At 58.2% G+C, this 23,767-nt stretch carries 29 protein-coding genes; 7 read left to right on the top strand and 22 right to left on the bottom strand.

The window, feature by feature from the left end; translation table 11 throughout:
• Positions 1-45: 45 nt before the first annotated feature.
• The 5 genes from ACUZ2Y_RS16145 to ACUZ2Y_RS16125 all read right to left on the bottom strand — a co-directional run bounded on the left by ACUZ2Y_RS16145 (position 46) and on the right by ACUZ2Y_RS16125 (position 4,879).
• Complete coding sequence (locus ACUZ2Y_RS16145) at positions 46-855, bottom strand: replication-relaxation family protein (protein ID WP_476319596.1); 810 nt, start codon at positions 853-855, stop codon at positions 46-48.
• 130 nt (positions 856-985) lie between these two features.
• Complete coding sequence (locus tag ACUZ2Y_RS16140) at positions 986-3,289, bottom strand: type IV secretory system conjugative DNA transfer family protein (RefSeq protein ID WP_476319593.1); 2,304 nt, start codon at positions 3,287-3,289, stop codon at positions 986-988.
• A 680-nt stretch (positions 3,290-3,969) separates the two neighbouring features.
• Positions 3,970-4,113, bottom strand: coding sequence for a hypothetical protein (locus tag ACUZ2Y_RS16135; protein WP_476319591.1), 144 nt, complete (start codon positions 4,111-4,113; stop codon positions 3,970-3,972).
• Positions 4,114-4,167: 54 nt separating this feature from the next.
• A complete protein-coding gene (locus ACUZ2Y_RS16130; RefSeq protein ID WP_476319589.1) occupies positions 4,168-4,404 on the bottom strand; it encodes a hypothetical protein in 237 nt (78 codons plus the stop codon).
• A 223-nt stretch (positions 4,405-4,627) separates the two neighbouring features.
• On the bottom strand, positions 4,628-4,879 hold the full coding sequence (locus ACUZ2Y_RS16125; RefSeq protein WP_476319587.1) for a hypothetical protein: 252 nt from the start codon (positions 4,877-4,879) through the stop codon (positions 4,628-4,630).
• Positions 4,880-5,000: 121 nt separating this feature from the next.
• On the opposite strand from ACUZ2Y_RS16125, the gene ACUZ2Y_RS16120 reads away from it, so the two are divergent.
• A complete protein-coding gene (locus tag ACUZ2Y_RS16120; RefSeq protein WP_476319585.1) occupies positions 5,001-6,527 on the top strand; it encodes a hypothetical protein in 1,527 nt (508 codons plus the stop codon).
• A gap of 18 nt (positions 6,528-6,545) precedes the next feature.
• Here the strand turns inward: ACUZ2Y_RS16120 and ACUZ2Y_RS16115 are convergent, their stop codons facing one another.
• The 7 genes from ACUZ2Y_RS16115 to ACUZ2Y_RS16085 form a co-directional block, all read right to left on the bottom strand.
• Positions 6,546-6,953: an Imm1 family immunity protein gene (locus ACUZ2Y_RS16115; RefSeq protein ID WP_476319582.1), complete on the bottom strand. Its 408-nt coding sequence runs from the start codon at positions 6,951-6,953 to the stop codon at positions 6,546-6,548.
• On the bottom strand, positions 6,941-7,684 hold the full coding sequence (locus ACUZ2Y_RS16110; RefSeq protein ID WP_476319580.1) for a DddA-like double-stranded DNA deaminase toxin: 744 nt from the start codon (positions 7,682-7,684) through the stop codon (positions 6,941-6,943). The genes ACUZ2Y_RS16115 and ACUZ2Y_RS16110 overlap by 13 nt, the downstream gene beginning before the upstream one ends.
• A gap of 110 nt (positions 7,685-7,794) precedes the next feature.
• A complete protein-coding gene (locus ACUZ2Y_RS16105; RefSeq protein WP_476319578.1) occupies positions 7,795-8,037 on the bottom strand; it encodes a hypothetical protein in 243 nt (80 codons plus the stop codon).
• A 464-nt stretch (positions 8,038-8,501) separates the two neighbouring features.
• The gene (locus ACUZ2Y_RS16100) at positions 8,502-8,720 is read right to left on the bottom strand and encodes a hypothetical protein (protein ID WP_476319576.1); all 219 of its coding nucleotides are present in this window, start codon (positions 8,718-8,720) and stop codon (positions 8,502-8,504) included.
• 88 nt (positions 8,721-8,808) lie between these two features.
• A complete protein-coding gene (locus ACUZ2Y_RS16095; RefSeq protein ID WP_476319574.1) occupies positions 8,809-9,189 on the bottom strand; it encodes a recombinase family protein in 381 nt (126 codons plus the stop codon).
• Between the two features lie 31 nt (positions 9,190-9,220).
• Entirely contained in the window at positions 9,221-9,436 is a 216-nt protein-coding gene (locus ACUZ2Y_RS16090) for a hypothetical protein (protein WP_476319572.1), read from the bottom strand.
• Positions 9,433-9,699, bottom strand: coding sequence for a hypothetical protein (locus ACUZ2Y_RS16085; RefSeq protein WP_476319570.1), 267 nt, complete (start codon positions 9,697-9,699; stop codon positions 9,433-9,435). The genes ACUZ2Y_RS16090 and ACUZ2Y_RS16085 overlap by 4 nt, the downstream gene beginning before the upstream one ends.
• Positions 9,700-9,862: 163 nt before the next feature.
• Here ACUZ2Y_RS16085 and ACUZ2Y_RS16080 point away from each other — a divergent pair, with 163 nt between their 5' ends.
• The 4 genes from ACUZ2Y_RS16080 (at position 9,863) to ACUZ2Y_RS16065 (ending at position 12,089) form a co-directional block, all read left to right on the top strand.
• On the top strand, positions 9,863-10,726 hold the full coding sequence (locus ACUZ2Y_RS16080; protein WP_476319569.1) for a helix-turn-helix domain-containing protein: 864 nt from the start codon (positions 9,863-9,865) through the stop codon (positions 10,724-10,726).
• Complete coding sequence (locus tag ACUZ2Y_RS16075; protein WP_476319567.1) at positions 10,701-10,877, top strand: DUF397 domain-containing protein; 177 nt, start codon at positions 10,701-10,703, stop codon at positions 10,875-10,877. Before ACUZ2Y_RS16080 ends, ACUZ2Y_RS16075 begins: the two co-directional genes overlap by 26 nt.
• A 178-nt stretch (positions 10,878-11,055) precedes the next feature.
• On the top strand, positions 11,056-11,595 hold the full coding sequence (locus ACUZ2Y_RS16070; protein ID WP_476319565.1) for an RICIN domain-containing protein: 540 nt from the start codon (positions 11,056-11,058) through the stop codon (positions 11,593-11,595).
• 119 nt (positions 11,596-11,714) lie between these two features.
• Positions 11,715-12,089, top strand: a complete 375-nt coding sequence (locus ACUZ2Y_RS16065; protein WP_476319564.1) for a hypothetical protein — start codon at positions 11,715-11,717, stop codon at positions 12,087-12,089.
• A gap of 56 nt (positions 12,090-12,145) precedes the next feature.
• On the opposite strand, the gene ACUZ2Y_RS16060 is transcribed toward ACUZ2Y_RS16065, so the two are convergent.
• The 5 genes from ACUZ2Y_RS16060 to ACUZ2Y_RS16040 all read right to left on the bottom strand — a co-directional run bounded on the left by ACUZ2Y_RS16060 (position 12,146) and on the right by ACUZ2Y_RS16040 (position 15,662).
• A complete protein-coding gene (locus tag ACUZ2Y_RS16060; protein WP_476319562.1) occupies positions 12,146-13,114 on the bottom strand; it encodes a hypothetical protein in 969 nt (322 codons plus the stop codon).
• A 256-nt stretch (positions 13,115-13,370) separates the two neighbouring features.
• Complete coding sequence (locus ACUZ2Y_RS16055; RefSeq protein ID WP_476319559.1) at positions 13,371-13,808, bottom strand: HIT family protein; 438 nt, start codon at positions 13,806-13,808, stop codon at positions 13,371-13,373.
• Positions 13,805-14,614, bottom strand: a complete 810-nt coding sequence (locus tag ACUZ2Y_RS16050; protein WP_476319557.1) for a macro domain-containing protein — start codon at positions 14,612-14,614, stop codon at positions 13,805-13,807. The genes ACUZ2Y_RS16055 and ACUZ2Y_RS16050 overlap by 4 nt, the downstream gene beginning before the upstream one ends.
• Positions 14,615-14,673: 59 nt before the next feature.
• Positions 14,674-15,267: a TIR domain-containing protein gene (locus tag ACUZ2Y_RS16045; protein WP_476319554.1), complete on the bottom strand. Its 594-nt coding sequence runs from the start codon at positions 15,265-15,267 to the stop codon at positions 14,674-14,676.
• A complete protein-coding gene (locus ACUZ2Y_RS16040; RefSeq protein ID WP_476331865.1) occupies positions 15,264-15,662 on the bottom strand; it encodes an antirestriction protein ArdA in 399 nt (132 codons plus the stop codon). Before ACUZ2Y_RS16040 ends, ACUZ2Y_RS16045 begins: the two co-directional genes overlap by 4 nt.
• Before the next feature lie 45 nt (positions 15,663-15,707).
• Here ACUZ2Y_RS16040 and ACUZ2Y_RS16035 point away from each other — a divergent pair, with 45 nt between their 5' ends.
• A complete protein-coding gene (locus ACUZ2Y_RS16035; RefSeq protein ID WP_476319552.1) occupies positions 15,708-17,942 on the top strand; it encodes an SGNH/GDSL hydrolase family protein in 2,235 nt (744 codons plus the stop codon).
• A gap of 359 nt (positions 17,943-18,301) precedes the next feature.
• On the opposite strand, the gene ACUZ2Y_RS16030 is transcribed toward ACUZ2Y_RS16035, so the two are convergent.
• Positions 18,302-19,669 (bottom strand): antirestriction protein ArdA, encoded by a 1,368-nt coding sequence (locus ACUZ2Y_RS16030; RefSeq protein ID WP_476319550.1) that lies wholly within the window; start codon positions 19,667-19,669, stop codon positions 18,302-18,304.
• A 154-nt stretch (positions 19,670-19,823) separates the two neighbouring features.
• Here ACUZ2Y_RS16030 and ACUZ2Y_RS16025 point away from each other — a divergent pair, with 154 nt between their 5' ends.
• Complete coding sequence (locus tag ACUZ2Y_RS16025) at positions 19,824-20,525, top strand: NPCBM/NEW2 domain-containing protein (RefSeq protein ID WP_476331863.1); 702 nt, start codon at positions 19,824-19,826, stop codon at positions 20,523-20,525.
• 310 nt (positions 20,526-20,835) lie between these two features.
• Here the strand turns inward: ACUZ2Y_RS16025 and ACUZ2Y_RS16020 are convergent, their stop codons facing one another.
• The 4 genes from ACUZ2Y_RS16020 to ACUZ2Y_RS16005 form a co-directional block, all read right to left on the bottom strand.
• Positions 20,836-21,510, bottom strand: a complete 675-nt coding sequence (locus ACUZ2Y_RS16020; protein ID WP_476319548.1) for a hypothetical protein — start codon at positions 21,508-21,510, stop codon at positions 20,836-20,838.
• A gap of 62 nt (positions 21,511-21,572) precedes the next feature.
• Positions 21,573-22,967 (bottom strand): tyrosine-type recombinase/integrase, encoded by a 1,395-nt coding sequence (locus tag ACUZ2Y_RS16015; protein ID WP_476319546.1) that lies wholly within the window; start codon positions 22,965-22,967, stop codon positions 21,573-21,575.
• Positions 22,952-23,197: a helix-turn-helix domain-containing protein gene (locus ACUZ2Y_RS16010; RefSeq protein WP_476319544.1), complete on the bottom strand. Its 246-nt coding sequence runs from the start codon at positions 23,195-23,197 to the stop codon at positions 22,952-22,954. Before ACUZ2Y_RS16010 ends, ACUZ2Y_RS16015 begins: the two co-directional genes overlap by 16 nt.
• Positions 23,198-23,302: 105 nt before the next feature.
• Positions 23,303-23,767, bottom strand: a complete 465-nt coding sequence (locus ACUZ2Y_RS16005) for a hypothetical protein (RefSeq protein ID WP_476319542.1) — start codon at positions 23,765-23,767, stop codon at positions 23,303-23,305.

Genomic DNA, 23,767 nt, shown 5'->3' with positions numbered 1-23,767 from the left:
ATGCCAGCTGTGTTGTCGATCGACAACAGTCAAATTTGCAACATTTCAACCCCTGATAGCGTCGACCAGTGCACTGGACGCACGCTCAAACAAGACGCACGCAATGAGCTGTTCGGCCGGTTCTGGAAGGCCGCTAATCAGCTCCAGAACGGCTGCAAGGCGCTTCTCATGTGGCACGGTGACGAGCACGCGCGGCACCACGTCGCAGGGTCCGAGTTGCCCGTTGATGGCGACGTCGACGTAGCCGAGCAACTTCCGCCGCAGCGTCGGCAGACTCTCAGTCGCCCGGTCACATTCGATCCACAGGTGATCTTCCACTGAACCGTGTTGCACGATCATGTAGGCGTCCGGCTTGAGGTAGCCGCCGAGGCCGCTGTGCCAGGAGGCTGGTTCCGTGACGAAGTGCGGCAACGAGACGTCACCTGCCCGTTCTCGTTCACGAAGCTGGACGTACAACTCGGCGACATCAAGCGTGTGAGCGAGGAACGGTAAGCCAGGTGTCCATGGTCGCCGTGCCCGTGAGGCAGGGTCCGCGTGCGTGTTCGGATCGAGGAATGGCAGTGCGAGCTGACCGGCGAGGCCGAGCGCATAGACCAGTCCAGCACTGCCAGCCCGAACACCCCCGATGCGGCGGTCAAGCGTGGTGATCAAGTCAAGACTGGTCAAACGGCTCGCCACACGGCGACGGGTGCGGTCACAGGAGGAGGGAGAAAGATCATGGAAGTGCAGGCGAGTGAGTTGTGAGCCGGTCAAACTTCGCACCCGCGCGAGGTCGCGCAGGATCGCGTGGTCACGGTCGCTGAGCTCGTTGAGGAGCCGTTGTGCGTCGCCTGCCCGGATGCGGCTGGCGGTCATGGCGAAACTCCGGTGGAGGACACAAGAGTCGTTGGCACTACAGCCGTCTGCACCCCGGTCGACCTCTGTTTACTGGTTCGCCGACTCGACACGATCGGTATTGCGATCGGTAGGGCGATCGGGTGCCCAGTCAGGACGAACCCCGGCTGCGCTTACGACCGAATGTGCCGCCCGAACCGCCCGTGCCAGGTGGTGTGATGCGGGCGAGCAGTGCTGCTTCCACGTCCGCCCGCGGTACGCCATACCGTTCTCGACTGAGCCGCGCCAACTCAGCGGGATCGGTGATCGGGTCAGGCAGCGGCAATGTCAGGCCGGTCACTGGTGAGTGCGTATGTCCGTCGATTGACAGCTTCATGGCGACCTCCCAGGCCGGGAGCGCCATCAGGTCATCAGCCGTCAATGGTGCGTACCGGCGTTGCATGACAGCGGCGTCAGCATGGTCCAGTTGGAACACCACGGATGACCGGGCAGTTCCGAGTACGGCTGTCTTGACCGACTCTGGGAGCTGCCCGAGGTGCTGATGCGCCAAGGTGACTGTGGCGTGCAAGCCGCGGGCTTGGGCGAGCATGTCAGCGATGTCCAATGGCAACCGCAGCACGGTGTCCTGAAACTCGTCGATCAGCACGTGCGCGATCGGACGGCAATCGGCCGGGACAGCAGCCCGCTTGAGTACCGCGTTCCAGACGGATGAAAGCAAGATCGCACCGAGCAGTTGGGAGGTCTCCGTGCCGAGCGTGCCCTTGGAAAGCTTCACCAGCAGGATGCGACGATGGCTGTTGAAGACGTCGGCCACCGTGATGCCCGTGGACTGGCCAAGCAGCAGCCGCAGGGATGACCTGGTGCTCAGTGCGCGGAGCTTGTTGAGCGGGGCGGCCGTCATGTTGGCCCACTCGCTCGGGCTCATCTGATCGACCGCGGACCAGAACGGACGCAACCCGGCTGGGACGGACGTCTGACCGGTGACGAAGCGCCGGAAACTCTTGTTAGTCAGCAGCTCCGGCAACTCTACGAGCGTAAACGGCGATCCGTCCGGGGCGACGGTATGCGCCAACGTCAGCAACCCGCTCCGGGCGATGTCGTTGCTTCTCGGCCCCCACGAGTCCTTCCACAGCGAAGCCATGATGTGTACGACGTGATCGACGGCCAGCTCTCGTTCGGCCTCGGTGCGCAAGCCACCGAGCAGGTTGAAGCCAACCGGCTGATCGACTGAAGCGGGATCGAGCAGGATCACATCGTCTCGGCGGCGCTCAGGAATCCGCGCTAACACGTCGTCCACCAAGTCACTCTTCGGGTCGAGGAGCACCAGTCCGTCACCACGCTCGATGTCCTGCAAGGCCATATTCGCGATTAGCGTGGACTTGCCCGTGCCGGTCGGGCCGATCAGGTGGACGTGCCTGAGCCGGTCACCCTGCCGCAGCGCGATCTGGCGCGACAGACCCGAAAAGCTGGACTCCGCAAGCACCGTGCCCCGCGTTGGCGTGTTAGGCGTTGGCGCCAGTTGACGAGCCGTTCCGACAGGCAAACCAGGAAGCGATACGCCACCGATCGGAAACCCTACAAGTCCGGCGAGTTCCTTCACGTTGAACAGCAACGGGTACACCGTCAGCGGCAGACTCCGCAGCGTCAACCGCCGGGCAACCAACCACGATGGCAACCATCGGCGCACAATTCGAACGCCCGGACTGTTCATGCCATGCAGGGTCGACCAAACCTCGCCGAGAAGGGCGTACGCCCGCAGCCGATTGTCGGTGGTGATACCGACGCGCATCGACACTTGAAGCAGCGCACAGCTCTGCTTGAGACGGGCTGCCCGAACAGACTCGGCATCCGGCGACGACTCGCCTTCGACCAGATAGGCAGCCCACCACCTGTCCTCGATGTTTGGCGATGCAGTGTGAATCGGCTTCGGTGTGCCGCCACTGGTCATGGCGAGGCAGATGCGGATCTGCTCGTTCTTATGCAGCGGTTGAAGCGATGCAAGCAGAGCCGTACTCGTGGCTTCCGCCCGTTCTACAGCGAGCGGGCGGTGGCGGCTGGTCAGCGCCACCTCTGCGGCAACTACAGGGGAAACGGGCGACTGCAAATACTCCGGCGCTTCCTCCAACCGGGCACCGGGCAGTCCTGCCCGAATAGTGCCCAGCAGTCGAGCCTCTGCGCCGTGTGGAACCAGCACGTAGTGCGTAATGCCATCTGACGACGCAATGACTTCTAAACCGAGTGGCGGCTCTGGTTGGAGTGACCAACCGCGGCCGTGGGTGCTGGCGGCAACCATGCCGAGCCAGCGCACGACGTCGTCACTGGAAAGTTTGGTCGGCAGTCTCAGCCGGTAGGCCACCAGCGAACATTGCCAGTTTCGGGCATCTGTCCAACGTACCCAGGTGAGCACGCCAAAAATCACGGCACCAGCGAACAGGACAGCCATGGCTAGCGTCATTCTTCCTCCTCTCGATTAAGTTCGGCCTGTTGTGCAGACCGTTCAGCCCCTTGAAGCTGCTTCCCGAGGGCAATCACCGCTTGGACTAGGAGTTCTCTGTCTACCTCCTTGCGTGTCTTTCCACGCACTCGAATCCGCCACTGTTGGTTCAGTTGGTGATGCGACCCCCCTACTAGTTGTTATGCCCATCCAATTTGGTCACGTCAAGTGCTGTGGAGTTGCGAAGTAGAGCGGAGCCTGTGCCGACGAACGTCACCAGTCGTCGGCACAGGCCCCCAGCTAACCCCTACCGTTCGTCCGAAATTGGCAAATCGTGAGCAGTGTTCAACTGTTCCAACTCCCGCACCAACCACTCAGCCAGCAGCAACCGAGAAATGAGCCACAGCTCTTGCTCACGAGCGTTTCGCTCGTGGTCTTCCTGCTTGCCGACAATCTGCTTGCGGCCACGTCTGGGCATAGGTATCCCCTCTGTGAAATTCAACGGATCAAGAAAGTTCCTGTGGAAGTAGTCGGGGCGAGGGGAAAAGTCACTCGCCCCGACTACTGCGCTAGGGGTTCAGCGCTTGCGCTGCTTGGTAATCCCAAGCGACTGACGAACAGCTCGAATCCAACCGTGTACCCGGCCGACGATGTAGAACCCGATGGCCACAGCGACCAACACCAGCTCGTAGCTCATCGGTTCAGGCCGCCTTCTTGCCACGCATCAGGCGGATGGCCAGCCCGATGACTCCGGCCGCCACCAGCACCAGGGCGATGACACCCGCGAACTGGGCCACGATCAGGAAAACCGAGAGCATCACGCAGAGGTAGAAGAAAAAGAGCATGGGTGTACCCCTCTCTGAAAGCGAAGGCTGAAGAAGAACCGAAACGAACTAGCGTCACCCAGTGACTAGCCAAATCGCGGCCCCAAGAATCAAGCCTGCAAAGATGGCGGGTAGGGCCGGTGTCAGAATGCTGAACAACAATGCCCAACCAGCATCAAGTTCCGCAGTGACCCAAGCGGGCAACACTGGGGTCAGTATGGCCATCACGAGCTTGAGCACGATGCCGATTACCAGCAAACCGGCGACAATGGTGGCGATACGGCCGAGAATGGGGCCAATGCCCGCTCGCATGTTGAAACCTCCTTCCGCATTTACGTCACGATCCTTTGGCGCAAACTGCGCTAACGTGAAGGATGTGAGTGTGGGGGCGATTGCCCCTGACACGACAAATCGTGACGTGCAGCTCCGTGAAGGTTCAAGCGTGTGGCCACTCTTGAGTGTGGCCGGTCTGTTTGTGCTGGTCAGCGCCTTTGGCCAGAAAAACTGGCCAAACACTGGGGCCAGTTGGATAGGGCTATTTGCCCTCGTCGCTCCCGCGTTCCCACGGCTTAAAGTCGTGGTCGATGTTGTCGAGGAAGTCACGCTGGTAGATGGCTTGCGCTTCATCTACTTCGGGTTCAGACCCGGTCTGCCCCTCTTCCCACGGCCTAAAGTCGTAATCCATATTGTCTAAGAAGTCACGCTGGTAGATAGCTTGCGCTTCATCCTCGGCCGAGCTTTCGGAACTAGCGGGTTCTTCATTTTCAAAAAGGTGCTTCTCGCTCACGACGGTGTACCCTGTTTAATACTTCTACTTCTAACATGAATCAGTGTCAATTACAATAGAAGTCAATTGTTCGTCAATGGTATGATCTACATCTATTTGTCGATCCGCTTGGAGAGGCCCGATGGGTTCAGAGCAGAAGAAGGCTCCCTTGACGGTTGCTGATGCGCTGCGGTTTCTTGCGAAGGCAGAAGGTCTTCACCGCCCACATCTAACAGATCTCTTGCGGGATAAATTGAGCGAGCTACAGCGCCTGCTGAAATTAGATTTGAGCGGTGACCTTGCCGATGTGCGCCGAACTTTTGCACGAAGGCTCAATGTCTGTATCTCGAAGATAGACCCGATGGAAGGACGAGGCGACCAGGAAGACATTGCGCGAAGATATGCATACGCCGTGTCCGTAGGATTTAACGCGACAAATCGTGTCGATATACCCACGATGAACCTTGGGCAGCGTCAAAAATGGCTAGCGGACTATGAAGATAACCTAAGAGTCAGTGAACGCCAGAGTCGACGCTATCTAGCGGATGCTATTGACAAGATTGCAGCTCTACTAGTTGACGGCAGGCAATCCGCCGAACAGCTTGACGCGGACACAGCCGAGGTAGTTGATAAAGGCGAACCTTTAACGAGCAAGTACGCAAGTGTGCCGCCGGAAGATTTGCCCACGCCAACGGAGAATAGTAGCGTCGTCGCTTATGAAAAACCCCTGACGACATCATCTATGGTTCGGGCCAATTATTCTGCCTCCCCGGTTTGGCCTGTAGGGCAAGGAGACTGGCAAGCAGGGCGAGAGTCTGGTGACGCAGATGAGCGCATTTTGCAAGCTCAAACGTTCTCGACTAAGAGAAGTGCCCGTTTGGGGATGGCCGCCCGATTTGATCTCGAAGATAGAACCAATGTAGTCAGTCGACAGACCTTGACCGTCGATCAGCAGATCGAACAGGCGCTTGCCAACTTCGGCTCAAAGCTCAGGTTTGGCAGTCGCGGTCAAGAACAAGCTGTCGTCCGTTTGGCGACCACTGACGACGGATATTTGGGCTTACGCCAGCTCCATAATACGGTAGCGGGTGTAGCTAAGAATGATCGGGCCAAGGCGGCAGAACTATTTGCCGCTGTCAATAGGGCGGCAGAACAATCTCGGCGATATGACCTTGCTGCATCACTGCAACGGCACATGGATTTGTATGACAGTCAAGAAGCCGGCGTGCTATTCGATCATTTTGTGTCGGAAACTTATGTGGACATCGTAAAGCGTATTGGTACAGATGTACTCGTTCGATCGAGGCGGCGCTGCATCCAGAACTGTGCCCACGCCTTGTGGCTCTGCCTTTATTCTGCAAATCTAGGAGGCGAGGCGAGGGAAGTCGGCAGGCTGACCGGAATAATTGAGAATCTTCAGCGCGCAGCAATTAATGCACCACCCGAGGTCAACGAGATTCTCTTGAGCGACCTGTTGAATTACACCGCTGAGTTGAGGGCAGACGTCAAGAAGCAGACTGTGAAATTTCTGCCACAAGTTTTCACCGACGCCAGCGGTAATCCGGTTATCGACCCGAAGACAAATGAACCTGTCCGCTTGGCAAAAGCCGGATTTGATCCAGATATTGCAGAAGGATACTTTGAGCAGGTGCCGCATGAGCGAGATTAGATAGGTGCCCGGCAGGGACTATACAACCATGTTGGGCTTCCGCCCCGTCCCCAAGAACTGAACTAGCCCCTGCCGAACCACCTCAATTGGCACCTCAACACTGGCCCGCACCTCACTGACGTTGCCCATGTAGATGTACTCGACCCGTTCATCAGGGTCACCTTCTCCTTGAGTCCAGCCGCCATCCGCTGCGCCGTACCCGATGAACCCCTTGGTCTGCCCAAGCCCGACTTGGAGCACCGCGGACTGCGGATCATCGGCGTTGACTGCTTGAATCATGGCTGGCGCTTCATGGTCCTTGGTTTCCTCCAGCACCCGGTCAATGAAGGCATGGAGTTCAGGTTCGGTGCGGACAAGGATGGGAGGGTCGCCCGGTCCGAAGTCGTTCTCCGGTTCTTGGTCGTACCAGATTTCTAGCGTGACCACTGCATTCCTCCCCTGAACGTCTTTCGGTAGTTCGGGCCGTGGACCGTGATGGTGTAACCGGCAGGTAAGAGTACCGGGAGCAGTACATCGCAGCCGTAAGGCCCGCGGCAGGGTCGATTGTTGATGACGAGGTCAATGTGCTTTGTCCCGGCACGGATCATCTGGACCGCGAGCTTCATCTCGACGTGCGTGACGTTCACTGGTTCCATTGCGGGCGGCATTCCCGCTCGTTGGAGCCGTTCCCACGCTTCGGCTGACTCCGTGTCTTCTCCGCTCACCGGCTCGTGCACCTGGCCGTGTTTGTCGCGCCATGTGCCGTGGGTCTTCATCCGCGCCGGATTCGGCTTGGGCACCGTGGGCGGCAACGCCCCGCGGAGCGACTCGATCTGTTCCGGTGTGGTCGTGCCGCGCGTGGGTCGAGATGGTTCTCGCTCGCGTGGACGGCGTTGTGGAACAACCGGGTGGGATGGCGAGCTGGCGCCCAGGTTGGCCAGGTATCTCAACATGTTGCTCTTGACCACATCCAGTAGACCGACGACGTGAACCACCATGTCGTGCCCTTGGTGGAGCTGGTGCACCGCCGAGGGCAAGTCAGGCGATGCCGAATCGTGCGCCAGGCCCGTGAGCGCCTGCTCGGTCTCGCGGAGATGGCTGACGGCCTGGTGCAACGTATCGGTCGGCATGGCGGCGAGTGCACGGCCAATGTTGGCGGCGAGTTCGTCGACCGACACACGTCCCCCAGTGGTGCTAGCGGCGGTTTGCCGCTAGCCATCCTCCGGGTTCAGAAGGCGCTTGTCAGGAGAAGGCCGTGAATTGCTCGATCCGGCTGTCGGGCCAGCGTTCAGCGGTAGTCCCGAGCCTGCGCGTCGTAAGGGCTTCTGTGACTCTTCGGCCGGTTCACTGCGCTCAGCAGTAGTTCGGAGTTGACCCACTCAACTCCGGTGAGGTCGAGCCCGGGGATTCGGTCGACGTAGGTTTCAGCCTGTCGGCGCATGACATCCGCACTCGGGCCACTGGCCCAGATGCAGGTCATGCGGTTGGCCCTGAAGTTGTGGCGGAACAAGACAACCACGCTGAAGTCCATGCTGAGGAAGATGGACAACCGGTGGTAGGCGCGCCTGGTGGGCGCTGGGTCCGGCCGGACTGAGTGTTGGTCATCAGGCATTGGTCATCGCTCCAGCTCGTGCTGACCACGTTCCCCGCGCTGGATGAGTTCGCGGGGAAGCACAACAGTCGGCCACTCGTCATCGGGCGGTACGGCCGCTAGGCCGTGGGGATCGGTGTCAGCTTCGGTCCAGTGCAGCCGTACCCCACGCCCCTCGCGAACGGCTTGCTCCAGCAGCTCGGCTACGGAGACGGGCCTGGTGGCCGCTGTGTCTTGGAGGTAGTACCGACCTTCTGGCAAGTAGTGCTTCACGGCAAATCTCGCTGTAGGGCGTTCCCGTTGCTTGTCTTGGTGCCGATCGAGTACCAGCCACCCCGCCAGCGAAACAATCAAGACGATCGCAGGCAGACCGACCACAATTGCTTGCCAGGTCGATGCGTGGTTCATGAGTCAGCAGCTAGCTTCTTTTCAGCTCGGCGGTACAGCTCGTAGCCCAGATCAATGAGGATTGCGCCAAGTTTGGCTTCGCTGAGTGCGTCCATTGGTGCCGCTTGACCAGCATCGACTTCAAGTGCCCGCGTGACATATTCCACGATGTCTTGATTGACCAGCGCCAACGCGCCATGAAGCTTTGCGTCATCCTGCCACGGGCTTGCGCTCATGAATTCACCCCGGCCTTGACTCGGGCCATGCCCCAGTACGTCAACCGGATGACAAACACAACGCCCACTGTGACCACCAGGCCGACCATCAGCGCTTCCCCTCTGCCTGGCCATTGCAGAGCTTTTGGGCCATTGGCGGCAAGTCGCCATCTCGAACCCAGATAGCCGCACCGGTACGCCGAACCTTGTTGACGAAAGCAGCCACAATGTCAGCCCGCGGTGACAAGTGGTTGCTGTCGAGCACGATTGCCGCTTTGGCGTTCGGCATGGCCAAGGCTTGAACCAGACCTCGAAAGCCAATGCGTTCTTCCACGTCCAGCGGGGCGCCAACATCAATAAAGACTCCGCCAAGGTGCCATCCCTGTTTGGCGCACCAGACTTCCAAAGCCTCACGGCACTCAGCCGAATATTCTGACCGTTCTACCGAACTACGGACGTAGCCATAGACCAATGTGGCAGTCGAGGACACGGGGTTCCTTCCCAGGGCGCACGAAAAGGGGCTAGTTGGCGGTAGGCACATCGGGATGCACGCGGGCGGCTTGCCTGACCTTGGTTAGTCCGCGTTCGGCGGCCCGGACAGCCGGGACATCCCAGGCGTTTGTGACGACGACAGCCGCCCGGCTCAGGGCGCTGAGTTCGGGAATGGTGACGTCGACCGTCAGGGGCACCAGCCGGATGGGCGGCTTGTCCTCGGGCTGCGAGTGGCGAGTGCTCAACGAAGAACGCCCCTCGTGGCCTTGTGCAGCTCGGCGTACTGGTGCTCAACCACCGTGGCCAGCTCGTCCAGACGATCCCGCAGGATGCGAGCTTCCCCAGGGGTCAACAGGGCGGCTTCCGCCGGTGGAGCCACCAGCACGATCCGACCACTCGTAGGAGCGACCCACAGCCCGATACCCCGAGGACGGTTGAAGCCGTCCTTGCAGGTGATGCGGCGTTTGTGGGGGTCGAATCCCCCGAGGATGCGCTCGTCCTGGCCCATGTCGTGCTCCTAACGCCCGTTGCCTGCTAGCTTGCATGCTGTTGACAGAAGAATCTGTCAACAAGGCGACAACGGCAACGTTGTTGTGTTAGGCACAACAGGTGAAAGATCCAGACCAGCGCGGTGACACTAAGCTGTTACCGACCGACAACACGGAGATGGCGTGGCGAAGACACCCAAGGCGGTAGCACTCGGCAGTGCGCTCCGTCAGGCACGCGCGGACAAGGGTTACAAGCTGCGAGAGTTCGCGGCGAAGATCAACCGTGATCCGGCGATGCTGTCCCGATGGGAGACGGGCGACCGAACCCCCAAGCCTGAACAGGTTGCCCAGATTCTGACCGTGCTTGATGTCAACGGCGACCAGTACGACGACATCATGACGTTGGTGTACGGCACGGGAGAACCGCAGTGGGTCGCGACTACCTTGCCTGAGCAGCGCCAGCAGCTAGCCGCGTATCTGGAGTACGAGCAGCAGGCCGCGACGATCATCGAGGTGTCGCCGCTGATGGTCCCCGGCTTGTTGCAAACGGCTGATCACATTCGCGCCATCATGACGGGCGGCGGTGTGCCAGTTGGTGACATCCCGACGCGGATTGCCGTTCGACTTGGCCGCAAGGAGATCATCACCGGAGCTAACCCGGCTCGATTGGTGGCGCTGGTTGGGCAGGCCGCGTTGTACCAGGGGATTGGTGGCCGGGACGCAACCATCGCGCAGCTCCGATACCTACTGGAAATGATGCAGCGACCCAACGTCGAGCTACGTATCATCCCGTTCGGCATGGAGTGGCATCCCGGACTTGAAGGTGCCTTCGTACTGATCGAATCTGAAGGCCCGGCGTCCGTTGTGTTCCTCGAAACCCGACGATCGACGTTGTGGCTGCACAAAGAAGACGATGTCAATGCCTACAAGCATGCCGTGGAGATGATCCAGCGCGTAACGCTGAGCGCTCAGGACTCCGCACGCTTTATTTCAGAGTTGGTACACAGAATGGAGAACCGCGGTGACGGTCCAGATCACGTGGCGTAAATCGAGCCGTAGCCAGTCCGGGCAGACATGTGTCGAGCTGTCCAATACCCTGCGGGAAGTACGTGACTCCAAGAACGCCGACGGCTCGACCCTTGGGGTTGACGCTGTTTCGCTGGTGCGCGCTGTCAAGTTGGGCCGGTTTGACCGCTAACTAGCGGTCAGCTTCCAGACACAACGCCGGGCTCGAAGGGTTTCTGCCCCAATCTTGGGGGAAAGTCGCTGGGCGATGCCCTACCGGAACGATAACGAAGATCCGTCACGTAGTAACGACCAGCCGGTTGACGACGATGATGAACTAGTACCGTCGAACCTGATTGGGACACATCGTTATGGCTGAGGCAGACAGGTCTCCTGTCGGTGTGGGAGTTTCTGCACTAGGATTTGGCGTACAAGTCACTGATGTGCGCGGAATCTCCAGATTTGGCAATAAGCGGCGTGGACCGTTCGTGATAATTGGCCGAGACAGCGGTTTGGCATTGGACACCGGACGTCACGTCGAACGGGACAATGTGCCGATCATGTGGACGACTCACGGTGGAGAGTTTCAACAGTGGCGTATTGTCAGAACACCTCATCGCGGCGAGTTCGCGATTGTGTCGGTTGCCAACAAACTGGCGCTTGACGCTCGTACTTGGTCAGAAACCCCACGAGAACCAGTGATGTGGCCGAAACATGCAGAACCCCACCAGCGGTGGCGTTTCCATCGTACTGACGATCGCATCGGATACACAATTGAATCTGTCTTGACCGGGCAGGTATTGGATATTCCGCGGGATGCCGAGAGGGGTCGGCACCCCACCATGTGGGAACGTCATAACGAGTGGCATCAACAGTTCATTGTGGTAGCGATCGGATCTGGCCCATTCTAATACGCCAATCACTTGCGCGTCAGTCGCTACTCACCAGGACGACCAATCCGCCACAGTTGATCTGGACCAGACGTGCTGAAACGGGCGTTGGGTGAAATTGCATTTCAATACGAAAATGGGTGCGTATGCGTTTAAGCGATGACGAGTACCAAGCAGCTGTACAAGCTACGTTGGTTCTGCTTCAGGAAGTTGCGCGACGTGCTGAAAACGAGCGCACGAGCACGATCACCTACAAGCAGCTCAGCGAGCACCTTGCCACCCTCGGACTGAACGTTCCGTATCACGGCGGTTTGATGTCAGAAATCCTGGCCGACGTGTCACGGATGGAGAAGGCGGATGATCGTGGGCTGATTTCTGCCCTTGTGGTCCAGCAAGGCATTGGGTATCCATCCTCTGGATTCTTTCGGTTCGCACGTAGCGAGTTCGGGCGAACTGGTGATGATCCATCACTCTGGCTGAACGAATGTAGGCGTGTGCGCGACCAATACCATTAGCCGCGCTATCTGTGGATACAGGCGGCGTTTCGGATGGCAGTCAGCACTTGTTGGCCTTACTCGGCATCGTCGGACTGACCAAGAACCAGCTTGTCTCGTGTGACAGACACTGTCTTTTGGTTGCCGCGGAGGCTCGCCGATTTTGAGGGCCGTGCTCGAACTACAATGACGTATACGGTCACTCCAGCAGAGTGGAGCCGCGGGGGCCAGATCTTTTCGTCCTCGTCGGACTCAATCTCAAGGTTATCGTCACTGAGGTTGATGACAATCAGGTGCCCCGAGGTCTTGCCGTGGTCTTGAGCGTACTGAACTACTTGATTGAGACCCTTGCAGACATACGAGACGCCATAGCTGCCGCCGTTGTAAAGCTTGGTCTCTTCCACCAGCGCGTCATCGCTATCCAGCCCGGCAACCACATCGGCTTCACCCGATGCAGTTCGTGGTTTAGAAATGATGTGTTCGATGCCCTGATCGAACAGGAACTTCTGTATGTAGCGATCGTATGTGTCCTCGCCGCGCCTTGTGTCGGCCTCATAGGCAGCAAACAGATTGTCTCTATCGAATCGCTCGATACGCTGCTTTAGGCGCTCCAACTGGTGGAGCATCTCGCTCTCGGTACCGACACGCTCTTCCAGGAACTCAATGAATGGCTCAACGATATGCTCGGTTGTGGCACGCGCAAGAGCGTTGTAGCTGTTTTCGACAGAAAATGATCGTCCTAGCATGCACGGATTTAGGCGCTCTCCGATGAATTCGTTGATCATGAACCATGCCACTTTGGCACGGCCTTGTTCGGTGGCTGGCCATGCGTATCCGCGGTTGTCGAAGTGTTCGCCTACCCAGGCCGCTGGATCTAGGTTGGGCTCGGCGTTTTCGAGCTGCTCAACGATGGCCTTAAGCGACGGACTGCGGAGTATGAAGTCCCGAACATATGCGCATTGAGTCTCATAGCTCTGGAAGTCTGTCTTATACAGTCGCCGGTAGCGTTCACGCAAACGGACCTGCAAGTCCCGCTCGTATCTCATTAGACCAGACCCTTCAGTTGACGGTGAAATTCTCGAACCGCTTCATCGACTGCTTCAAGCTCGCCATACAGAGATCCGTCGCTGTCAAGAAAATGGATGCGCGTGCGACAGCAAGGGCAATGCCGATAGACCTGCGTACGTGCGTCAAGGAGTTGTATCTCAAACTCGTACTCGCACTCCGAGCACTGTACCGGGACAAGTTCACACAGTATGTCGAAAGACAGCGGTTGACTCATTATTCTCCCCTGCTGCTGGCCTATTCTAGGTATGGCTTAAGGCGAACTGCGATGGCATCAGTCTCTGACACCGACGATTCATCGACGTCATCCCACTCGGTACCGCCTTCTGGCAGGGTTCCGGCCACGTGAAAGTGCATATGGGGGATCGTCTGGTGGGCAGGAACGCCATTGTTCTGCCACACGGCCACGCCGGGGACCTTGTATGCACCGGTTATTGCCCGAGTCGCAGCAATTACTGCCTGCATGACTGCCGACGCTTCGTCGCTGGTGAGGTCGAGCAGGGTCGGTCGGTGTGCCACTGGGATCACGAGCAAATGTCCAATCCCACGCTGCTCCCGAGTCACCAAGATCGCCACCGTCGCGTCCCTCGTGAGAGTCGTAAATGGACGGGCGCCACTAAGGTAGTCGCAGAAGGGGCAGGGTTTGACCTCGGGAACGTCCAAAGATGCGCTCACGACATCTCCAACGACTTCAAGAAGGCTTGCAACTCAAGCATGTCCAGCTTGTCTGCGGCCTTGGGATGAACCACGATGTTGAGACGGTCGGAAATCTTCTTTTCGCGCGACGCGAACATATAGGACAGCGCGATGAACCGAATGGAATCCTGCGCCGGGAAGTGCTGCGCAATTCGTGCCTGTCCACCGCCGATGACCGGGATCGAGACGGGATCGCCGTTACCTTTCGCACGCACCTCCGTCCACAGGCTATTGAGGCATCTCCAGACGCCGTCTACGCTTCCGTGCGCTTCGTTTCGTTTGTCCATGCAGGTGTAGGCAACACAGAAGTAGAATCGGCGCCGCTCCGTCTGTAGCGTGGCGACGGTGCCCAGCGGGTAGACAGCCTGTTTGCCGGGCTTCTTGTCGGCCGGCTCGAATGTCCCGATTGGGGCTACGTCACTGAGCGCTGTGTTTATTGCCTGGTCTAGCGAAGCCCGGTCGGTGCGAAAGATTCTGGTCAGCAGCTGTGCCTGGACACTCTTCTCGTCAATAACATCCGGGATCTCCGTGTCGAACGTGTCGGCCATGCCGATGACAATGTTTCCTCCTTGTTCGAATAGATCCCCCACAACGACATGTATCTCGGTGTTCGGCGATTTGTAGCTGTGCTGCACTGGCCGCGGCCAGGATCGCCAGATACCAAACCCCAGGGCGATGCCGAGGACAATCGCAACCATCGGAAGTCGTAGCTTGGAAATCGCATTGGGTTCGATCACGTCGTACACGCCGAGGAAGACGGCCTGAAAGCCGATGGCAGCGAACATCCGCGACACCACCTTTGTCCCAAAGCGTCGCGTTGTGAGGTCTCGTCTCAAGCCTTGGTTCACAGGTCGAGCTTTGTGTAGACGCTCGTGTTGTATTCGTACGGGCCTGTGTTGTTTGACCCCGCGAAGACCGGAGCGTAGTTGTCGAGCGCATATTTGATGATCTTGGGCTGAAACGAGACCGACATGGTGTAGTAGCTCGCGTCAAGCAATGGCGTCGGAATGAAACCCCTGTTGACCGTTCGGTCACCATCGAGGTTCGCCACAACGACCGGCAGGTTGAGCTTGATGATCGTCTGGATCTCGTACGCAAGGAACGAAGTGCCGTCGTCGCCTTTGCGCTTTCCTGTTGGGCTTCCGAGAAGAACGACCTGCTTGGCCGTTTGCGAGATGCGCTCGTAGAGCCTTCGCTTGATCGTCTCGTCGGTACTGGTATCTCTCGCCTTATAGAGGTCGTGCGAATCGTAGAAATTGAAGTCAATGTGCTGGTTGTCGCGCCAGGCTTCCATGAGCCTATAGGAGCGAATGTCCTCGCTGGCGAACGCCACATATGTCTTGTTCCGATAGCTCATCGGTGTCACATCCAATGCTCCTTGGGGCAAAGAGAGTACCGCGCCGATGGGCGGTTCGAGCCGCTCTCGGTCCCGCGTCAACCGCTGGATGAGAAGTTGGGCCGATTGGGTGACGTTGCGAGGACGCGCGTGGTCGAAAACGGGCAATCCCTGTGGCAATTTTGCGACATGAATTGGGTTCGCGGTGGTGTCGGCGGCTGTAGGGAGTAGCGAACCTGCCGTTTGCCAGGGCTAGCGCGTGCCGAACACAGCCACCGACCCGCCGGTTCTTCCACCAGCAAACCCTCGCACTGCATGTCGCGGGCGTACATCTCGACGTCGACCTTGACGTATGGCTGCAAGCCGTCCGGCACGAACCGCATGAAGTCGTAGACCTCGGTCTCGGTCAGATAGTGCTCGGCGTACACCTCGGCTGAGTCGAAGGTGCCGTAGTAGTGATTGCGGAACTGATCGTTGTAACGAAGCCGAGTGTGCAGACGAACTGCAATACCTGGAACATGCAGCTCCTGTGAGGGGATTTCATGACCATCGCTAGGTTGTGGACAAGACCGTTGGCACCAGCCTTGCTCGTCGTCTGCCTGGCGGGAGGGCTCATTGGGCCAAATGCGCCCGGAGCCGCAGCAGCAACGCCACTGATACCGGGAGCTGTATGGTCCGCTTTGTCGCCCTACCAAAGCACCCCAGTCGCCACGCCGACAGGAAGTGTCCTTGCGGTAAGTACGGCGTGCCCAGCTCCCATCGCGGACGTCACTATTCAGTCCATCGCAAGCAACGGTGGAGTCACGTGGAAACTGCCGGCTGAGGGCACACCTGGAGGCCACAACTGTCCGCGCGCTGTTGGCGACGAGAACGGCATCACCTATGTCCACACAGAGGACAACGCGGGAATGCCAGTTGTTATGGCAGTTGATGCCGTCGGGCGCAGCCGGTGGCCAACTCCCAGTTCGACGGGCGGATACAGCCCATTTCGCACCGCTCCGGTTACTGGCGCCGACGGCAGTGTGTACTTCTCGATGTGGAACGGCGGTGGACCAGGAAAGGTATTGGGCTTCGACAGGTCAACCGGAGCTGTAACCCTTGAGATGTGGTTCGGTGACGTTACGGGATTATATGCGTACTCCGATGGAATCATTGTCGTCGATGGGACTAGCAAGGTTAACTACATCGCCTACGGCAGCAAGGTTCCAATCACCTATCAAACAGAAAATTCCATTTCAGCCAACGGGGCGTTTAGTTCCGCAGGTGGCGCGCACGGAGACGTCTTCCTTGCTGGATATTCACAATCCTGCGAGGGGAGAGTAAGCGTCGCCAAATTTACTCCTCAAGGTCGGGTCTGGACTTGGACTGAGCCAGATCCTCATCCGTGTAGTAGCACGATCTTGGCGGGAACTCCAGATGGCGGCGTGATTCTTAATCGCAACGCGAGCACACTTACGGTCTCGTCGGACTTTACTTCGATTGATCGTGACGGACACCAACTCTGGACGAAGAGCATCGAAGAATCCTACAGGGGATTGGGCGGCGGCTTCCAGGCTCCCTTAGTCGATGTGAATGGGATCGTTGCCCTTCCGCACAAAATCCAGTTTACCTGTGATCCCGATACCGGTCGCCAGTGTGACGGCGAGCAAATCGAGTTTGTAAGCCAAACTTCCAGCGCGACCACACTGCCCTCACTGCGGATTGTCAACTCATCAGGGTATGACCTTGAAAACTTGGGTCTGGCGATTGCTCCGGGCCGACTTTACGCCGGAGCAATGCAGTATCGGTACACAGAGCCTCCCAACTCGATATCCGCCTTTGACGTTCCGGGCATCGCTCAGGATTTCCGAATGTTTGCGTTGAGGAAGCCTCCGGTGAAACCGTTCAAATACGTTGCGCTCGGAGACTCCTTCTCATCCGGTGAAGGCATCGAGCCGTTCTTTGAGCCGACAAATCGATGCCACCGCTCTAAGCTGGCGTATTCGACGCTAGTTCGGCATCCCGACTACCCTGTGGGTACGCTATACGATCTATCCAAGCAGACGGATTCTGGCATTAAATTCGGCTTCTTGGCGTGTAGCGGTGCTCAAACTGAAAATGTGCTCGATAAGCCAAAATGGGGTGACAACCGCTCGCAACTGGACCCGATGAGATCAGGTGGCGCTGCCAATCTGAACGACTTGCCAGTTGACCAAGACACAGACTTGGTGACGATCACTATAGGCGGTAATGATGTCACCTTTTCGAAAATCGTGGAATTTTGCGCGAGGACGAATAATTGCACCACGGACCTGTACAAGGGCCAGCGCATAATCGACTACATTAACGAGCGTCTGGCTTACCTTGACGGCCAATTAAACCGAGTCTACGAAAAGATTCGCGAACGTGCACCACGTGCGCAGATTATTGTCGCGGGCTATCCTCAACTCTTCCCGGCATCGGCTGCGGAACAGAACTGTGCAAAGCTGAGCCAGAAAGGTAAGCGACGCTCAATCACCGCAGGCTTCAGTCAACCCGAACAGAACTTCCTGCGCAGTCAAACGTCTCGGCTCAACCAGTTCATTGCAGACCGTGCACGTCAACACCCGAACGTAGCGTTTGTTCCAGTGGATGGCTACTTTGCAGGCCACGAGGTTTGCGGGAACGGTGGTGAGTGGATCAATTTCTGGACGTTTTCCTTGAAAAATGGTCCTACCAACAATCAGTCACTCCATCCGAATGACAAAGGACAGGAGTTCGGCTACGCCGCAGCGATCAACGCTTTCCTTCGGCGTTAGCACGCTTTGGTCTGGTAGATCCTGAGGCTGTTCGCCTGTTGATGCGCCGATACACGGCGAACCCGATGGCGGCATCTAATAAGACGCCCGCGAAAGCCGTGAGCCATAAAGCCGTCTGCACCCACCGTTCCGGTTCACTCCCGGCGGCCCCATAGCCACCTAGAGTAGCGCCGTTGTTAAATGCTAGAAGCAGATAAACGAAGATCACTACGCCACCAATAACAGGAGCCGCCAAGATGGATGCAACTGTTGCGTTGAGAAGGGCTGAGCGGTTCATCTATTCACAATATAGCAAGAACCTGTGAGTTTGAAAAGAACGGACGAGTTTGGGCTGCTAATAGTCGATCATGAATATCTGCCTAAGCCCAAAATACCGCCACCGATCCATCCGTCAGTTCTTTCACCAGCAAGCCCTCGCACTGCCAGTCCCGAGCCAGCATCTCCACATTAACGCTGACGTAGTGCTGGATGCTGTCCGGCACGAAGCGCATGAAGTCGGAGGCTTCGGTCTCCGTCAGGAAGTGCTCGACGTACGCCTCCGCGGACTCGAACGTGCCTTGGTAATGGTCGAGGAACCGCTCACTGGTCAGCAGTTCCTCGCTCTGTTCGCCCACATGCTCGATCCAGGCCACGAACGCTTCGCCGTGATCGGCTACGCCCTTGGCGATCCGGGACACGGTGGCGAAGTCGCTGTACTCGTGGATCTCGTAGTCGCCGAAGTCGTCCTGGTCAAAGATGCCCCACTCTTCAGCTCCGGGTATGTCGCTCTGCCGCAACAGGAACCGCGTAGCCGTCTGGAGATCGTCAGCGTCCAGCGTGGCGTCCATCCAGGTGCCAAACAAGCGACCCTCGTTGTAGTCGGCCAGGCTGGCGACCCAGACGCGCGGGTTGTAGCCGCTCGGTGTGGTGCTGGCTTCTGTGATGGCCAACTCGTACGCGGCGCGCTGTTCCTCGTAGGTCTCGTACTCCCGCTGGATGTGAACCCAACGCAGGTCCAGAGCCTCGTCGGTCTCAGCCTCCAGCACATGACGCAGGCCGTGCTCATCCTCAATGAGGATCTGGCCGCCAGAACGATCTGGGTACTTGATGAGGCCGTACCAGCCCAGCTCGTCTATCGAGCCGATCTGCTCGTCGGGTTGTTCGGCGAACAAGGAGTCAAGCTGGGCGGGAGGCAGACGATGGGGCGTTACCGCATCAGGCAGAACCTCAGCGGCGCTCCACGTGGCGGCATCAACCCACGAGAAGTCGTCTCGCTCGTCGTCCTGGTCGACCGTTCCCACCGCGGCTACTTGGCCGAGGGTTCGTACGCCTGCGGCTGAGATGCGCTCGAACAGTTCCTGGCAGGCTGCGATCTCAGCGTCGGCTTCATCTATCTCGGCTGGCGGATCACCGGGCCAGAGGGTGGCCCAGCCGTCCACAGGTTCCGGCGAGGCGACCCGACTGTCGATGTACTCGTCAAGAGCGTCGAGCCAGGGTTCAAGCTCGACGCCTGTCGTCGACTCCTGGCGCCAAACCTCCAGTTCGCGATCTAGGCCCTCGACGAGGGCGCCGGAGGAGGCCAAGGCGTACAGCGGAGAGATTTGGCCACCGTGGAGTTGGGCCGCGATGGCTCGTGCCGTGGCGTCGTCGATGGGGCGTTCCTCGCGGAGGGCTTCTGTGATGCCGTGGTAGATGCGTTGATCGTCGGTGAAAGAGTGTCCTCCCTGGTTGGGGTTGTGTTGTTCCATGTAGATCTCCTACTTAGTTATTGAGTTGATTCGCTCCGGTCCCGCTGCGACCGGTGACGTGACGCGGCTCGGTCACGGTGTAACAACCATCGGTGTTGTAACGACGATAGTGTGCAACCAGGCAATCGCGGAGCGTGACCGGGAGACGAGCTTGATGAATTCCTCCAGTTCAGCAGGAAGTAGCTCGTGGCATTCGAAGTCGTGGTGGACTATGGTTGGGGTCGTAATAGCGACCCTAACCGGAATAATTGCCTATGCGGCCTGGCTGTATCCACGTCAGCCTGCAAACGGAGCGGGGCAATCGGGTGGAATCACGACCACCACCGCTGTCACGTCCAGTGATGTTTCCGAATCGCCAACGACCACGACGACACGCCAAACGTCGAGATCTACGACTACGGCGCCAGATGCCTCTGCCGGAGGTCCAGTTAGTCCAGATTTGTTGTACTTGAGTGACGTACCTGCCGCAAGTTTTGTCCGTCAGCCGAGTTCTCCGAAGCGGACATCGGCTACCATCGGAAACGTAGAGTTTCCGTCGAGTTACTCATACCGGTTCACCAACTGCACCAACTGCAATTCTGAGACCGAGCTTAACCTCCCTGGAGCTTACGGGCGATTTCAAGGTGTCTTTGGGCTCACTGATGAGTCTCGACACGACAACCTTATTGACGGTGTAGTCTATGTTTCAATTTACTCCCAGGTCGGAGACCAGTTAATGCCGCCGACAAAAGTTGAATACCCGGCGAAGGTGCCATTCGACATCGACGTCTCGGCTGTAACGCGCATCAGGCTCGTCGTGAACAACGGGACCAATGCGGAGTATCCATGTTGGTGCGGGGCGAGATTTCTCAGGTGATTGAGCATTGCTTGAGCGGTTGCGAGCCTCTGGGGTAGCCATAGGTGCGCTCGTCATTCGGATTCAACTGTCGTGATTCGCTTCAAATCGTAGAATCCGATTTCTCCAGTGTCCGGAAAATGGATGACAGCGCAGTGAATGTATTTCGCAGAACCGAAGTTCTTGCCCGATTGGATGACTTCTCCGATATCTGTTCGACCCGGTACCCGCACGCGCCTGAGTTGGTTTGGGCGGTCTGAGTAATCCATGTCTGTTCCGTTCTTGTTATTCCTGGACGGGCTGAAAGTGGTAGAGTTCGGCGCGTCGATCTTTATCCACTCGTCAAAAGAATTTTACTTAGCGCCTGACCTGCTTCTGTAAGAGCGAATCGCTGTTTTCCCTCGACCCCGTTCCATGTGTTTGCCCATACATTCCGGATGAGGTCTAGAGACAAAAGCGACGAGGTCAGTACGCCGAGTAGGTCAACTAGATGCGGTAGTCGTACTAACAATTCGTCGCGCTCTGCTCCAAGGAAGCCCGATTTCCCATCCGTGTCGGAGCGCGGTTGCTGCGCAAGGTCACTGATGGCGGCCATAACTTGCAGGTGTTCTTCCTCTAACTGGTCGAGTAGGCGAATAAGCACGTTGGCCGTGACGCGCTCGGTGTGATCAGCATTGACCACCTGTGCCATGATCTCGGAATAGAACCTGCGTTTGGACGCGCGTCTAGACGACTTCGCCGCTCTCAAGGCGCGATCCCAAAGATCCGCGAGTTCTTCATCTTGGGCAAGCTTCGCCCCAAGTTCTTCGACGCCGATTTCGAGCCTTGCGATAGCGGCCTGTAAGACCTCGTTTAGTCGCTGCTGCTTTCGTTGGTCGTAAGCATTTATCGTCTCCGTGATCAATCCGCCGCCCGGCACAAAACTGGCGGCCCCCTTTAGGGCAACCATACCGCTAGTCTTGGCCGTTTCAGCCCAAGACTTCTTCCTTTCCGGTTCATCGCTCATGTGAGCATTGTACTGGTGCGACTGGCGGACGTGCCGGATCAGTGATGGTCGGACACCGTGCTCTAAATCGGGTTGACGGCAACGTTGACGGCAACGACGCCGATAACCCACTGCCTTCTACGATCGTTCACGGCCGATTCTACAGAGGTGAGACGCTCGCTCAAGGGGGTATTAATCGCCCTCATAAGCCTGAGGTCGGTGGTTCGAGTCCACCTGCCGCTACCAAAGATAGACGTAGCAATATTTTCAACGATTTGATGACTTGACGGCAGTAGTCGACGGCAACGCGCACTGCCGACTGTCCGAAGGAACAGCTTCTCGACCTTTTCCAGTGCATTGCGCTGGTTCTGCATGGTGGCATGTTGATAGAACCGCCGTGTGGTGCTGACGTTGGCATGGCCGAGAACGGCTTGGATGTCGCGATCAGGGACTCCGAGGTCTTTCTGAAGTGTTCCGTTGGTGTCTCGAAGGTCGTGTAGCTTGATACGGCGTAGGCCATTTTGGGTGCACACGGCGTCGAAGGACCTTTGAAAGTTTCGCGGGTCGATGGGCGTGCCAACTCCAGTCGTGAAGACGAGTTCAGTCTCTGGGCGGGAGTCCAACCATGTTGCCCCGGCATTAGTGCGCAGCGCAATTTGGGCGACCCGGTGTTCACTGAGCGCGGCATGCGCGAACTCGACAATTGGCTCACTGCGTCGGCCCGCATCGGTTTTCAGGTCGCCGAACCGCAGCTCACCCCGGATTCGCTGCAACTGTTGGCGGACGTGGAACTCGCGCCTGTCGAAGTCGACGTCTGACCATCGCAGTCCGAGGACTTCGCCACGACGAAGCCCATACAATAGGAGTAGTACGTACGCAGGATAGAGATCACTACCTTGCGCGGCGCGGAGGAATTCACTTGCCTCCTTCGCTGTCCATGGCTGATTTTCTTCCGGCCTGTAGCTCGGTAGCTTGACTAGTCGAGCTACATTTCTGAATAGCAGTTCCTGCCGCTGTGCCGATGTAAGTGCGGCACTCAGCACTTTGCGGATGTTGTGAACCGTGGAAACAGAGGTGCCCGCAGCGATCTTGCAGTCGATAAATTCTTTGACTGTCGCGACAGATAGCTTGTCGAGGTTCTGCCTACCGAGACCAGGCTTTATGTGGAGCCGCACGACCGACTCATACCGGTCGTGGGTCAATGCGCGACTCCTGCTTACCTCGTGCTTGAGCCAATGGTCGAGATAGTCGCCGAGTTTCCAACTCTTGTCCGGTACGGGTATGCCCCGATCACCCTGCGACTTGAGCGCAGTGAGCTTGCTGTGTACTTCTGTTCGTGTCTTTCCGTACACCCGGACTCGCTTACGCACACCGCTACTGGTTGGCATGTAGATCGCAGCTTCGTAGCGGCCGTCCTTCCGGGGGTAGATCGTTCCTTCCCCGTTTGCGTTGCGACCGGCCATCAGGCGGTCTCGCATTCGTTGCGGATGAGCGCGTGGATCGCGGCAAGCGGAACAAGTCGACGACGGCCGATCGTGGTCGTCGCGAGCCTGCCGCTGCGGATGAGTTGGTAGACGCTCCACCGGCTGACGCGCAGCGCGTCGCAGGTCTCGGAGATCGTCAGCAAGACGGGTGGCCTGTCGTCTGCTGGTAGCTGAGTAGCGAGCAGCCGCCAGAAGAACCGCGGCTTCGCCAAGGTCGTGAACATGGTTCACCTCCTTTCGATTAGTTGATGTTGTTCGGGAGAGTTGCCTCTCCCTCTGGCCGGTCACCGGGTAGGGGCGACTGGCCAGAGGGAGACGAACGGTGATGGCTACGCGCGTTTGCGATGCTTGCGGAGCAGCCGCTTGATGCTGCTGACCGAGATGTCGTACTGCTCGGCCAGCTTCCACTTCGGCGTGCCGCTCTCGAACGCCTTGATGAGCAGGTGAACATCCGCATCTGTCAGACGGTCGCTGATCCGACCCGGACCGTCGCCGCTGGGGCTGGATTGCACACTTATGCGCTGCCGGGCAGGTCGGGCCTGCGCCTTGCGTAGCCGCTCCAACGCTCTGACCAGGGCATCCGCGAGGTCCGGGCGTTTGTGATAAGCCTTAACAAGGTCCACGCATAGGCGGCTCATGCCCATAGAGGCATGGGCCGTTTTGCGTTCCGCATCGTTTCTTGGGGGGCGACCCCCCAGCCCCACGGTGCGATCGGTGGCCATCCCGGCCATACCCAGTATTTCGGGCTCGCGCTGCGCGCTTCCGAGTATGTAACCAATCGCTGGGTCGCCCAC

The sequence above is a fragment of the Actinokineospora sp. UV203 genome, from assembly GCF_056323665.1.
Note: the sequence above shows the minus strand (reverse complement) of the source record. Positions and strands in the feature narration are given on the sequence as shown.

Coding starts and splice junctions, on each gene's coding strand:
- ACUZ2Y_RS16145 (WP_476319596.1), bottom strand. CDS start 855: ATGACCGCCAGCCGCATCCGGGCAGGCGACGCACAACGGCTCCTCAAC.
- ACUZ2Y_RS16135 (WP_476319591.1), bottom strand. CDS start 4,113: ATGCTCTTTTTCTTCTACCTCTGCGTGATGCTCTCGGTTTTCCTGATC.
- ACUZ2Y_RS16010 (WP_476319544.1), bottom strand. CDS start 23,197: ATGTTCACGACCTTGGCGAAGCCGCGGTTCTTCTGGCGGCTGCTCGCT.
- ACUZ2Y_RS16140 (WP_476319593.1), bottom strand. CDS start 3,289: ATGACGCTAGCCATGGCTGTCCTGTTCGCTGGTGCCGTGATTTTTGGC.
- ACUZ2Y_RS16070 (WP_476319565.1), top strand. CDS start 11,056: ATGGCTGAGGCAGACAGGTCTCCTGTCGGTGTGGGAGTTTCTGCACTA.
- ACUZ2Y_RS16100 (WP_476319576.1), bottom strand. CDS start 8,720: ATGAGCGCAAGCCCGTGGCAGGATGACGCAAAGCTTCATGGCGCGTTG.
- ACUZ2Y_RS16085 (WP_476319570.1), bottom strand. CDS start 9,699: ATGGGCCAGGACGAGCGCATCCTCGGGGGATTCGACCCCCACAAACGC.
- ACUZ2Y_RS16130 (WP_476319589.1), bottom strand. CDS start 4,404: ATGCGAGCGGGCATTGGCCCCATTCTCGGCCGTATCGCCACCATTGTC.
- ACUZ2Y_RS16035 (WP_476319552.1), top strand. CDS start 15,708: ATGACCATCGCTAGGTTGTGGACAAGACCGTTGGCACCAGCCTTGCTC.
- ACUZ2Y_RS16050 (WP_476319557.1), bottom strand. CDS start 14,614: ATGTTCGCTGCCATCGGCTTTCAGGCCGTCTTCCTCGGCGTGTACGAC.
- ACUZ2Y_RS16030 (WP_476319550.1), bottom strand. CDS start 19,669: ATGGAACAACACAACCCCAACCAGGGAGGACACTCTTTCACCGACGAT.
- ACUZ2Y_RS16025 (WP_476331863.1), top strand. CDS start 19,824: ATGAATTCCTCCAGTTCAGCAGGAAGTAGCTCGTGGCATTCGAAGTCG.
- ACUZ2Y_RS16105 (WP_476319578.1), bottom strand. CDS start 8,037: ATGGACTTCAGCGTGGTTGTCTTGTTCCGCCACAACTTCAGGGCCAAC.
- ACUZ2Y_RS16015 (WP_476319546.1), bottom strand. CDS start 22,967: ATGCGAGACCGCCTGATGGCCGGTCGCAACGCAAACGGGGAAGGAACG.
- ACUZ2Y_RS16060 (WP_476319562.1), bottom strand. CDS start 13,114: ATGAGATACGAGCGGGACTTGCAGGTCCGTTTGCGTGAACGCTACCGG.
- ACUZ2Y_RS16120 (WP_476319585.1), top strand. CDS start 5,001: ATGGGTTCAGAGCAGAAGAAGGCTCCCTTGACGGTTGCTGATGCGCTG.
- ACUZ2Y_RS16020 (WP_476319548.1), bottom strand. CDS start 21,510: ATGAGCGATGAACCGGAAAGGAAGAAGTCTTGGGCTGAAACGGCCAAG.